At 75.1% G+C, this 11909-nt stretch carries 10 protein-coding genes; 5 read left to right on the top strand and 5 right to left on the bottom strand.

The annotated features are described in order from the left end of the window. A partial coding sequence (locus F9B16_RS44515) for an NAD(P)H-binding protein (protein ID WP_151546310.1) occupies positions 1 to 744 on the top strand: 744 nt, incomplete at its 5' end. Here the strand turns inward: F9B16_RS44515 and dinB are convergent. Next, positions 741 to 1937, bottom strand: a complete 1197-nt coding sequence (gene dinB / locus F9B16_RS44510) for a DNA polymerase IV (protein WP_264159860.1) — start codon at positions 1935 to 1937, stop codon at positions 741 to 743. The genes F9B16_RS44515 and dinB overlap by 4 nt on opposite strands. 50 nt (positions 1938 to 1987) lie before the next feature. On the opposite strand from dinB, the gene F9B16_RS44505 reads away from it, so the two are divergent. Next, complete coding sequence (locus F9B16_RS44505) at positions 1988 to 2782, top strand: alpha/beta fold hydrolase (protein ID WP_151546308.1); 795 nt, start codon at positions 1988 to 1990, stop codon at positions 2780 to 2782. Between the two features lie 14 nt (positions 2783 to 2796). Here the strand turns inward: F9B16_RS44505 and F9B16_RS44500 are convergent, their stop codons facing one another. The 3 genes from F9B16_RS44500 to F9B16_RS44490 are packed head-to-tail and all read right to left on the bottom strand — an operon-like array spanning position 2797 to position 5917. Beyond that, positions 2797 to 3624 carry a carbohydrate ABC transporter permease gene (locus F9B16_RS44500; RefSeq protein WP_151546307.1) on the bottom strand — a complete coding sequence of 276 codons (828 nt, stop codon included), beginning with the start codon at positions 3622 to 3624 and terminating at the stop codon, positions 2797 to 2799. After that, the gene (locus F9B16_RS44495) at positions 3621 to 4622 is read right to left on the bottom strand and encodes a carbohydrate ABC transporter permease (RefSeq protein WP_151546306.1); all 1002 of its coding nucleotides are present in this window, start codon (positions 4620 to 4622) and stop codon (positions 3621 to 3623) included. Before F9B16_RS44495 ends, F9B16_RS44500 begins: the two co-directional genes overlap by 4 nt. Further along, positions 4619 to 5917, bottom strand: a complete 1299-nt coding sequence (locus tag F9B16_RS44490; protein WP_151546305.1) for an extracellular solute-binding protein — start codon at positions 5915 to 5917, stop codon at positions 4619 to 4621. The genes F9B16_RS44495 and F9B16_RS44490 overlap by 4 nt, the downstream gene beginning before the upstream one ends. 259 nt (positions 5918 to 6176) lie before the next feature. Here F9B16_RS44490 and F9B16_RS44485 point away from each other — a divergent pair, with 259 nt between their 5' ends. The 3 genes from F9B16_RS44485 to F9B16_RS44475 are packed head-to-tail and all read left to right on the top strand — an operon-like array spanning position 6177 to position 11079. Further along, positions 6177 to 7241 (top strand): LacI family DNA-binding transcriptional regulator, encoded by a 1065-nt coding sequence (locus F9B16_RS44485; RefSeq protein ID WP_151546311.1) that lies wholly within the window; start codon positions 6177 to 6179, stop codon positions 7239 to 7241. After that, on the top strand, positions 7238 to 9559 hold the full coding sequence (locus F9B16_RS44480; RefSeq protein WP_151546304.1) for a beta-glucosidase family protein: 2322 nt from the start codon (positions 7238 to 7240) through the stop codon (positions 9557 to 9559). The genes F9B16_RS44485 and F9B16_RS44480 overlap by 4 nt, the downstream gene beginning before the upstream one ends. After that, positions 9556 to 11079 carry a glycoside hydrolase family 43 protein gene (locus tag F9B16_RS44475; RefSeq protein WP_151546303.1) on the top strand — a complete coding sequence of 508 codons (1524 nt, stop codon included), beginning with the start codon at positions 9556 to 9558 and terminating at the stop codon, positions 11077 to 11079. Before F9B16_RS44480 ends, F9B16_RS44475 begins: the two co-directional genes overlap by 4 nt. Here the strand turns inward: F9B16_RS44475 and F9B16_RS44470 are convergent. Next, a partial coding sequence (locus tag F9B16_RS44470; RefSeq protein WP_151546302.1) for an ROK family protein occupies positions 11076 to 11909 on the bottom strand: 834 nt, incomplete at its 5' end. The genes F9B16_RS44475 and F9B16_RS44470 overlap by 4 nt on opposite strands.

The following is an 11909-nucleotide window of genomic DNA, read 5'->3' as shown; positions in this document are numbered from 1 at the left end:
GCCGGCCGCGACCCCGCGGCGGCGCGCCTGCCCGGCGGCGTCGAGGCCGTCCGCGCGGACCTCGCCGACCCGGGCACGCTCGGCCCGGCCCTCGACGGCGTCCGCCGCGTCTTCCTCTACGCCGAGCGGCAGGGCCTCGGCGGCTTCACCGAGCGGGCCCGCGCGGCCGGCGTCGAGCACATCGTGCTGCTGTCGGCGGCGGGCGCCGACGCCGCGTCGGCGGACCCGATCGCGCGGCTGCACGGCGAGGCGGAGGAGGCCGTCGCCCGTTCCGGCATCGCGTGGACGTTCCTGCGCCCCGGCGGCTTCGCGACGAACGCGCTGCAGTGGGCCGCGACGATCCGCGCGGACGGGACCGTCCGCGACCCGTTCCCCGAGTCGTGGACGGCGCCGATCCATGAGGCCGACATCGCGGCGGTGGCGCTGCGCGCCCTGACCGAGCCGGGGCACGCGGGGACCGCGCCCGTCCTCACCGGGCCGGAGCTGTTGACCAGGCGGCGGCAGGCCGAGCGGATCGGCGAGGCGATCGGCCGCCGGGTCACCGTCGAACGGCAGGACCTGGACGAGCACCGCCGCGACCTCGCCCGGTGGGGCCCGCCGGAGGTCGCCGAGGCGCTGATCCGGCACGCGGCAGCGGCCGTCGGCGCGCGGCCGCCCGTCACCGGCGACGTCGAGCGGATCACCGGGCGCCCGGCCCGCACGTTCGCCGCGTGGGCCCGCGACCACGCCGCCGACTTCCGCTAGCCGGACGGCTCGTCGGGCAGCGTCGGCACCGCGATGCCCGGGTCGCGGCCGAGCAGCACCGCGCGGGTGATCGCGGACGACCCGAACCGGCCGCGGACGCCGTCGACGGCGGCGTCCGCGGCCTCGCCGGCGTCGAACGGCAGCGCGAGCTGGACGACCCGGTCGTCGTGCAGGGAGCCGAGCGACACCCCGATCAGCGTCAGCCCGCGCTCGGCGACCAGCGGCGCGGCGCCGCCGAGCAGCCGGCGCGCCGCGTCCAGCAGGACGGACGTCTCGGCCGTGGCCTGCGGCAGCGTGTGCGAGCGGGAGGCGCGCGCGTAGTCGCCGAACCGGAGCCGCAGCGTGACCGTCCGGCACACCCGGTGCGCGCCGCGCAGGCGTCCCGCGAGCCGGTCGACGAGGCCGACGAGGATGGCGTCCAGCTCCTCGGGCGGCCGTTCCCGGCGGCCGAGCGCGCGCTGGGCGCCCATCGACCGGCGGCGCACCCCGGTCCGGACGGGCCGCGGGTCCCGGTTGCGGGCCAGCGCGTGCAGGTGCCGGCCCGCGCCAGGGCCGAGCAGGGACACGAGCGTCGCCTCCGGCATGTCGGCGACGTCGCCGACCGTGGCGACGCCGTAGGCCGCGAGCTTGGCGGCGGTCGCCGGGCCGACGCCCCAGAGCCGCCGCACCGGCAGCGGGCGCAGGAACTCCAGCTCGCCGTCCGGCGGGACGACGAGCAGCCCGTCGGGCTTGGCGACGCCGCTGGCGACCTTCGCCAGGAACTTGGTGCGCGCCACGCCGATGGTGATCGGCAGCCCGACCTCCTCGGCCACCCGGCGCCGCAGCCCGGCCGCGATGCCGGCGGGGGACCCGGCGATCCGGCGCAGGCCGTCCACGTCGAGGAACGCCTCGTCGATCGACAAGCCCTCGACGAGCGGCGTCGTCGCGCGGAACAGCGCGAACACCGCCTTGCTCGCCTCGGCGTAGGCGTCCATCCGGGGCCGGACGACCACGGCGCCCGGGCACAGCCGCCGCGCCTGCCCGCCGCTCATCGCCGTGCGGACGCCGAGCGCCTTGGCCTCGTAGCTGGCCGCCAGCACCACACCCCCGCCGACGATCACCGGCCGCCCGCGCAGCGCGGGGTCGTCGCGCTGCTCGACCGACGCGTAGAAGGCGTCGAGGTCGGCGTGCAGGATCGTGGCGGCGCGGGACACGAACATATGTTCGCATACCGGTTCCCGACCTGGGCAGGTACGCTCCCCGCGTGACCGAGACCGGGTTCGCCGAGTCCAGGGACGGGACGATCGTCGGGTACGAGGTGTCCGGGGCGGGCCCGCCGCTGGTCCTCGTGCACGGCGCGGCCGTCGACCGCCGCTGCTGGGCGCCGGTGCTTCCGAGGCTGGCCGAGCGGTTCACCGTCCACGCGATGGACCGCCGGGGCCGCGGCCTCAGCGCCCGGGAGGGCGGCCCGTACGCCATCGAGCGCGAGGGCGAGGACATCGCGGCTGTCGCCGAGGCGGCCGGACGGGACGTGTTCCTGGTCGGCCACTCCTACGGGGCGCTGTGCTCCCTCCACGCGGCCGCGGCGACGGACGCGATCGGGCGGCTCGTCCTGTACGAGCCGCCGATCACCACACCGTGGCGGGACGTCGCCTCCCCCGAGACGCTGGCGCGGCTGCGCGAGATCGCCGCCGAGCAGGACCACGACCGGCTCCTCGCGACGGTCTTCCGCGACCTGATGCGCCTGTCGCAGCGGCAGGTCGACGCGCTGCGCGGCGCCCGCCGGTTCTGGGCGGCCTGCCTGGACAACGCGCCGCCGCTCGTCCGGGAGAGCGAGAGCGTGCCGCGGATCGAGGACTGCGCCCGGTTCGCGGGGATCGGCATGCCGGTGCGGCTGCTGGTCGGCGAGGCGAGCCCGCCGTACCAGCGGCCGACGGCGGACGCGCTGGCCCGGCTCCTCCCGGGCGCCGAGGTCGTCGAGCTGCCCGGGCAGGGGCACATGGCGATGGCGGACGACCCGGACACGTTCGCCAAGGCGCTGACGACCTTCGCGGACTGAACCGGGGGTGACCGTCACCCCTTCGTCGCGCCGGCGGTCAGCCCGCCGATCAGCTGCCGCTCGGCGACGGAGTAGAACGCGATCGCGGGGACCATCGCCAGCACGATGTAGGCGATGACGAGCGCGTAGTTCGTCGCGTACTGCCCCTGGAACTGCTGGATGCCGACGGGGATCGTCTGCCATTTCTGGCCGCCCAGCACCAGCAGCGGCAGCAGGAAGTTGTTCCAGCTCGTCACGATGGCGAGGACGGACACGGTGCCGAGGGCGGGCCGCGCCATCGGCAGCAGGATCCGCCAGAAGAACCCGAACCGGCCGCAGCCGTCGATGACCGCGGCCTCCTCAAGCTCGCCGGGGATCGTCCGGAAGAACGACCGCAGGATGATGAGCGTCATCGGCAGCGCGAACGCGGCCTGCGGGAGGATCACCCCGAGCGGGTTGTCGAGCAGCCCGAACGAGCGCAGCAGGACGAACAGCGGCAGCACCGCCACCGCGGGCGGGAACATCAGGCCCGCCGCGAACAGCGTGAAGAAGAACTCGCGGCCGCGGAAGGCGTAGCGGGCGAACGCGAACGCGGCCAGCGCGGCGGCCGCGACGGTGATCAGCGTGGTGGCGACGGCGATCAGCACGCTGTTGCCGATCTGCCGCCAGAACGTGTCCGACGACAGGATGCCGGTGTAGTTCGACACCTTCCACGGGTGCGGGAGCCCGGCGGGGTCGGTGGTGAGGTCGCCGGTGGTCTTGAACCCGGAGACGACGGCGTACAGCAGCGGGACGACGATGAAGGAGCCGAGCACCCACACCAGCGCGTGGCGGGACAGGCCCCGGACGGCGGCCGCCCTCATCGCAGCCCTCCCGCCGCGGTGACCGCGCCCTGCAGGTCGCGGCGCAGCGCGTACCGCTGGTACACCAGGGAGAAGACCATGCTGATGAGGAACATCGCCACGCTGATCGCGCTGGCGTAGCCCATCTGGTAGCGCTTGAAGCCGAACTGGAACATGGTGACGGCCATCGTCTCCGTGGAGTTGGTCGGCCCGCCGGTCGTGGTCACCCACACCAGGTCGAACAGCTGGATCGAGCCGATGACGGACAGGAACACGCTGATCCGCAGGGTGGGCGCGAGCAGCGGCAGCGTGACGGCGCGGAACCGGCGCCACGGCCCGGCCCCGTCGATCGCGGCGGCCTCCAGGACCTCGGACGGGACGCCCTGCAGCCCGGCGAGGTAGATCATCATGTGGAAGCCGAAGTACTTCCAGGTCATGACGGCGAACAGGGTGGGCAGCGCGGTGCCGGGGTCGGAGAACCACTTGCCGGCGAGGCCGCCGACCAGCGGCAGGCCGCCGACGAGCTCGTCGGCGAGGCCGCTGCCGGGCAGGAAGATGATGCCGAACAGCACGCCGGCGATCACCTCGGACAGGATGTACGGCGCGAAGAAGACCGCCCGGTACACCGCCCGGCCCCGCATCCGCTGGTTCAGCAGCACGGCGGTGCCGAGCGCGATCGGCAGCTGGACGGCCAGCGACAGCACGACGAGCAGCAGCCCGCGCCACAGGTCGCCGCGGAAGACCGGGTCGCCGGCCAGCTTGCGGTAGTTGCCGAGGCCGGCGAAGTCCTCGGGGCGCCCGAACCCGCCCCACTTGAAGAAGCTGGCGTAGAGGGCGACGGCGATCGGGATCAGGACGAACAGGAAGAACAGCAGCAGCGCCGGCAGCAGGAACCAGGTGGTGGACGCCCAGCCGCGCAGCCGCCGCCCGAGCGGCGCCCGGGACCCCCGCTCGCGCGGGGTCCGGGCGGTGCGCCGCCGGTCGCCGGTCGCGGCGGGCAGCGTCAGGGGTTCGGTCATTGGCTCTTGGCCACCTTGGTGACCTGCTGCGCGACCTGCTCGGGCGTGCCCTTGCCGCCGATGAGCGCGGCGACGCTGTCGTTGACCTGCTGCCCGACGGCGGGCGGGAACGCCTGGTCGAGGTAGAGCTGGAATCCGGTGGAGGTGCCGAGCGCCTCGGCGACCTGCTTGCGGTTGGCGTCGGTGAGCGTGTTCTCCGCGCCCTTCACGACCGGCATGAAGGCGCCGGAGGAGACGAGCTCCCGCTCGTTCTGGGCGCTGAGCATGAAGGCGAGGAAGTCGATGGCCTCCTTCGGCGCGTCCTTGCCGAGAGCGTGGCCGTTGCCGCCGCCGAACACGTCGGTGAGGGCGCCCTGCCCGCCGTCCACGGCCGGGAACGGGAACCAGCCCTCGTCGTCGCCGAGGCCCTTGCCGGAGGCGTCCTTCTCCACCGTCGGCGCCCACTGCCCCATCAGCTCCATGGAGGCCTTGCCCGCGCCGACGCTCGCGGCCTCCCCGCCGGGGGCGTCGAACCCGGCGTTCTGGAAGCCGGGCTGGAACGGCTGCAGGTCGACGAGTTCCTTGAGGTGCTGCCCGGCGCCGACGAACGCGGGGCCGGTGAAGTCGTTCGTCTTGGCGGCCTGCTGCATCGCGGGCATGCCGCCGATGCGCATCGCGAGGTACGCCCAGTAGTACATGCCGGGCCACTTGTCCTTGCCGGCGAGCGCGATCGGGGTGATCCCCGCGGACTTGAGCTTGCGGACGTCGTCCAGGAACTCCGCCCACGTCTTCGGCGGCGCCTTGATGCCGGCCTTCTCGAAGTGCCGCTTGTTGTACCAGAACCCGACCATGCCCATGTCGTACGGGACGGCGTAGGTCTTCCCGTCGAACTGGTACGCCTTCAGCGACACCGGGGTGATGGTGTTCAGCAGCCCGGACGCGGGCGTGGTGATGTCCTTGACCAGCCCGGCGTCGATCTGCTGCTTGAGCACGCCGCCGCCCCAGGTGACGAAGATGTCGGGCAGCTTCCCGGAGGCGGTGAGCGCCGTCATCTTCGACTTGAACGCCTCGTTCTCCAGGTTGGTCAGCTTGATCTTCACGTTCGGGTGCGCGGCCTCGTACGCCTTGGCGATCTTCGGATAGAGCGTCTTGGACGGCTCGGTGGTGGCGATGTCCATCCATTCGATCGTGACCTTGCCGTCCGAGCCGGAGCCGCCGTCGCCGCAGGCGGCGAGCAGCGGCGCGGCGGTGACCGCGGCCGCCCCTGCGGAGACTGCGGTCAGGAACGAGCGGCGCGACAGGTGGGGGTTGCCCATGGTGGTCTCCTGGATGGGGTGGGCGACGGCCGGAGCGGAGGGCGATCCGCTCGAAACTTTTCGAAACTCTTCGAGGCTCCGTTGCCGTGGAACTCTAAGAACGCTCCCCCTCAGGGTCAAGGCCTGGCGGCCAGTTGACCGCAAACAGCGCGCCCAACTCGGCACCATCTCGGGCTAGGAGAGAGCGAAACATTGCGATACTGTTCGCAATCGTTTCCTCGGGGAGGAGAGAAGCGTGCCCGTGCGCACCACCGACGAGATGCCGGATCCGCCGTCCCGGCCGACCCTGGCCGTCATCGCCGCCGAGGCGGGGGTCTCCCCCGCCACGGTGTCCAAGGTCCTCAACGGCCGCACCGACGTGGCCGCGGCGACCCGCGAGCGGGTGGAGGCGCTGCTGCGCACCCACAACTACCCCGGCCCCGGCGGCGTCGCCCGGCGCGCCCGCCGGTCCGGGCTGATCGACCTGGTGCTCGCCGGGCTGGACAGCCCGTGGGCGGTGGAGATCCTGCGCGGCGTCGAGGCCGAGTGCGCCGAGCACGGCACCGGCGTCGTGGTCTCGCTCGTCCGCGACGACGACGCCCGCCCGCCGAGCTGGCAGAACCTCCCCGCGCTGCACCACAGCGACGGCGTGATCCTCGTGACGTCCCGGATGACGCACCGGCAGCGCGCCCAGCTGGAGAAGGCGGGCGTCGGCCTCGTCCTGGTCGACCCGGTGAACCTGCCGGACACCGACATCGCCAGCGTCGGCGCCACCAACTGGGCCGGCGGCCTCGCCGCCACCGAGCACCTCATCGGCCTCGGCCACCGCCGCATCGGGATGATCGGCGGGCCCGCCGACATGCTCTGCACGCAGGCCCGCGTGGACGGCTACCGGACCGCGCTGGAGCGCGCCGGGATCGAGGTCGACAAGGACCTCGTCCGGTACGGCGACTTCCACCACCGCGGCGGCTTCGCCCGCACCCGCGAGCTGCTGGAGCTGCCCGACCCGCCGACCGCGATCTTCGCCGGCAGCGACGAGCAGGCCATGGGCGCCTACCAGGCGGCCCGGCTCGCCGGCCTGCGCATCCCCGAGGACCTCAGCGTCGTCGGCTTCGACGACCTGCCGACCTGCGAGTGGCTGTCGCCGCCGCTGACCACCGTCCGGCAGCCGCTGGAGGAGATGGGCCGCGTCGCCGCGCGCACGCTGCTCCAGCTGCTGGACGGCCGCCCGCCGCTCACCCCGCGCGTGGAGCTGGCCACCGACCTGCGCGTGCGCGGGTCCACCGCCCCGCCGCCCCGCACCACGCCGCTCCCCACCCCGCCGGCCCGTACGGAGGAACGATGACCGAAGCCGTCCCGGCCGCGCGCGCGGCCCGCGAACCGTGGCGGGACCGCGCGCTGCCGGCCGCCGCGCGGGTCGCCGACCTGCTGGCCCGGATGACGCCGGAGGAGAAGGCGGGGCAGCTCGCCGGCTTCTGGGCGATGCCCGCCGAGCCCGGCGAGCCCGTCGCCCCGATGGAGGACGACTCGCACGAGGACGCGCCGTCCCTGGACGAGGTGGTCGGCCACGGCCTCGGCCAGCTCACCCGCGTGTTCGGGACCGCGCCCGTCGCGGCGGCCGAGGGCGCGGCGCGGCTGCGCGACCTGCAGCGCCGCGTCGCCGCCGGCAACCGGTTCGGCATCGCCGCGATCGCCCACGAGGAGTGCCTCAACGGCTTCATGACCTGGGGCGCGACCATCTTCCCGAGCCCGCCCGCGTGGGGCGCCACGTTCGACGCCGGGCTGGTCGAGGAGATGGCCGCCGCGATCGGCGCGGGCATGCGGGCGGCGGGCGTCCACCAGGGCCTCGCGCCGGTGCTGGACGTCGTCCGCGACCCGCGCTGGGGCCGGACGGAGGAGTGCGTCGGCGAGGACCCGTACCTCGTCGGCGTCCTCGGCACCGCCTACGCGCGGGGGCTGGAACGGTCCGGCGTCGTCGCGACGCTCAAGCACTTCGCGGGCTACTCCGCGTCCCGCGACGGCCGGAACATGGCGCCCGCGCCGATCGGGCCGCGCGAGTTCGCCGACATCGTCCTCGAACCGTTCGTCATGGCGCTGCGCGGGAGCGGCGCCCGGTCCGTCATGCACTCCTACACCGACGTGGACGGCATGCCCGCCGCCGCCGACGAGCGGCTGCTCACCGGCCTGCTCCGCGGCGAGCTCGGCTTCACCGGCGTCGTCGTCGCCGACTACTTCGGGATCTCGTTCCTGGAGAGCCGCCACCGCGTGGCCGGTTCGCGGGGCGAGGCCGCTGCCGCCGCGCTGCGCGCCGGCGTGGACATGGAGCTGCCGACCGTCCGCTGCTACGGCGCGCCGCTGATCGAGGAGCTCGCGCGCGGCGCCGTCCCCGAAGAGCTGCTCGACCGCGCCGCGGGACGCGTCCTGACGCTCAAGGCCGGTCTCGGCCTGCTCGACGGCCCACCCGAGACGGCCGCCGAGACGGCGCCGGACCTCGACCCGCCCGCGCATCGGACGCTGGCCCGGCGCGTCGCCGAGGAATCGGTGGTGCTGCTGGCGAACGACGGCGTGCTGCCGCTGGCGTCCGGCACGCGGGTCGCGCTGGTGGGCCCGCTGGCGGACGACCCGTTCGCGATGCTGGGCGCCTACACCTTCCCCGGTCACGTCGGGCGCGGGCACCCGGAGCTGCCGCTCGGCGTGGAGGTCCCGACGCTGGCGGAGGCGCTCCGCGCGGAGGGCGCCGACCTGCGGGTCGCGGCCGGCGCGGACGTGCTGGTGCCCGACGACGCCGGCATCGCGGCCGCCGCCGCGGCCGCGCGGGACGCCGACGTGTGCGTCCTCGCGCTCGGCGACCGCGCCGGGATGTTCGGCCGCGGCACCTCCGGGGAGGGCAGCGACGCCCCGACCCTCGCCCTGCCGGGCCGGCAGGGCGACCTCGCCGCCGCCGTCCTGGACACCGGCACGCCGACCGTCGTCGTGCTGTTCACCGGCCGCCCCTACGCGCTGGAGGGCGTCGCCGGCCGCGCCGCCGCGATCGTCCAGGCGTTCTTCCCCGGGCAGGAGGGCGGCCCCGCGGTCGCCGGGGTGCTGTCCGGGCGGGTCGAGCCGTCCGGGCGGCTGCCGCTCAGCGTGCCGCTCCGCGCGACCGGGCCGTCCGTCCCCTACCTGCGCTCGGCGATGGACGGCGCGCACGACTGGAGCACCGTCGACCCCGCGCCGCTGTACCCGTTCGGGCACGGCCTGACCTGGACCCGGTTCGAGTACGCCGACCTGCGGGCGGACGAGCGCGCCGGCACCGGCGGGACGGTCACGGTCAGCGCCGTCGTCCGCAACGCCGGCGACCGCGCGGGCACCGAGGTCGTGCAGCTGTACCTGTCGGACCCGGTCGCGTCGGTGGTGCGGCCGGAGCGCTGGCTCGCCGGGTTCGCGCGGGTCCGGCTGGAGCCGGGCGAGGCGGCCCGCGTCGCGTTCGAGGTGCACGCCGACCGGACCTCCTTCACCGGCCCGGACCTGCGCCGCATCGTCGAACCCGGCGTCATCGAGGCGGCCGTCGGGCGGTCCAGCGCCGACCTGCCGCTGCGCGGCTCGTTCACGCTGGACGGCCCGGTCCGCGAGCCCGGCCGGGACCGCGTCCTGACCGTCCCGGTGGAGGTGACGCGGCTGTGAGGCGGTTCCGCAACCCCGTGCTGCCGGGCTGCCACCCCGACCCCTCGGTCTGCCGGGTGGGCGACGACTTCTACCTGGTGACGTCGACGTTCGAGTGGTTCCCCGGCCTGCCGGTGCACCACAGCCGCGATCTGGTTCACTGGCGGCCGATCGGCCACGCCCTCGACCGGTCGGAGCAGCTCCCGCTGGACGGCGTCCCCGCGTCGGGCGGGCTGTACGCGCCGACGCTGCGGCACCACGACGGCACGTTCTACCTGGTCTGCACGCTGGTGGACGGGACGGAATGGTCGGGGCACTTCGTGATGACGGCCGCCGACCCGTCCGGGCCGTGGTCGGACCCGGTGCGGCTGGAGGGCGACGGCATCGACCCGTCCCTGTTCTTCGACGGCGACGGCCGCGCCTGGTGCACCGGCACCCGGCCGACCGGGCGGTACGAGGGGCACACGGAGATCTGGCTGCGCGAGTTCGACCCGAAGTCGCTGTCGCTCGTCGGCGACGAGCACGTGATCTGGGACGGGGCGCTGAAGGGCGCGATCTGGTCGGAGGGCTCCCACCTCTACCGCATCGGCGGACGGTACTACCTGCTGACCGCCGAGGGCGGCACCGCGATGGACCACGCGGTGGTGGTCGCGCGGGCCGACCGCGTCACCGGCCCCTACGAGGGGAACCCCCGCAACCCGGTGCTGACCCACCGCGACCTCGCCGCCGGTCATCCCATCGTCGGGACGGGGCACGCCGACCTGGTGGAGACGCCGGACGGCGAGTGGTGGATGGTCCTGCTCGCCATGCGCCCGCACCACGGGGACCGGTGCGCCCTCGGCCGGGAGACGTTCCTCGCCCCGGTCGCGTGGGAGGACGGCTGGCCGGTCACCGGCGGACGGGTCGAGGCGGAGTACCCCGTGCCGTCGCTGCCGGAGCGTCCGTGGCCCGCCGTCCCGGCGTGCGACCAGTTCGACGGGCCGGAGCTCGACCCGTCCTGGACCATGCTGCGGACGCCCCGCGAGCAGTGGTGGAGCCTGACCGACCGTCCCGGGCACCTGCGGTTGCGGCTGCGCCCGGAATCGCTCGCCGACGTCGCCAACCCGTCCTTCCTCGGACGGCGGCAGCGGCATCAGGAGTTCGCCGCCTTCACCGCCCTCGACTTCACGGCGGCCGACGATGAGGAGGCCGGGCTCGCGCTCGTGCAGAACGACCGCTTCCACGTCGTGCTGGGCGTGACGAGCGGCGGGCTGCGGCTGGCCAAGCGGGAGCAGGGCGTCACGACCGTCCTGGCCGAGGCGCCGGCCGTGTCCGGGGTCGTCGGGCTCGGGTTCGAGGCCCGCGGACGCTGGTACCGGGCGTCCTACTCCCCGCGTCCGGGGCACTGGGCGCCGCTGGGCGACCCCATCGACGGCGACTTCCTGACCAGCCAGGTCGCGGGCGGTTTCACCGGCGTCCTCGTCGGCCCCTACGCCACGTCCAACGCCCGGCCCAGCACGAACCACGCCGACTTCGGCTGGTTCGAGTACGTCCCGCTCTAGAGCAGCAGCGCCGGGTCGGCGATCACCCGCTCGATCACCAGGCCGGCGGCGCCGAGGACGGCGGCGCCCTCGGCCAGCCCGGACACCTCGACCGGCGGGACGCCCCGGCGCAGCGACCCCGGTCCGGCGGCGAGGACGTCCCGGAGCGGCGGGCGGATCCACTCGGCGAGCGGCGAGAAGACGCCGCCGAGGACGATCGCGTCCGGGTCGATGAGGTTCACGACGGACGCCAGCGCGCCGCCGAGCGCGCGGCCCGCGCGGTCCACGGCGGCGAGCGCGGCGGCGTCGCCCGCGTTCAGCCGGTCGAGGAGCGCGTTCACCGAGCCGTCCGGGCCGGTGACCGTCCGGGCCTGCGGGATCCCGGCGGCGCGCAGCATCGCCTCCTGGCCCGCGACCTGCTCCAGGCAGCCGCGCCCGCCGCACGAGCAGGGCGGGCCGGACGGGTCGGCGACCAGGTGGCCGAGCTCGCCGGCGAAGCCGTGCGCGCCGCGGAAGACCCGGCCGTCGACGACGATGCCGGCGCCGATCCCGATCTCGCCCGACACGTGCACGAAGTCGCCGAGCCGCGCGCCGCCGCCGAACCACAGCTCGCCGAGCGCGGCGAGGTTCGCCTCGTTGTCGTACTCGGCGGGCAGCGGCGCGGCGCCGGCCGGCAGGGCGACGGGGACGTCCGTCCAGCCGAGGTTCGGGGCGTGCCGGACGACGCCGTGCTCCCGGTCGAGCAGGCCGGGCAGCGCGACGGCGGCGCCGGCGACCGCGAGGCCCTGGCCCGCGACCGCCGCGACGGCCTCGGCGGCGAGCGCCGCCAGCGCGGCGAGGACGTCGGCGGG

This window comes from Actinomadura montaniterrae (genome assembly GCF_008923365.1).
GTDB lineage: Bacteria > Actinomycetota > Actinomycetes > Streptosporangiales > Streptosporangiaceae > Spirillospora > Spirillospora montaniterrae.
Note: the sequence above shows the minus strand (reverse complement) of the source record. Positions and strands in the feature narration are given on the sequence as shown.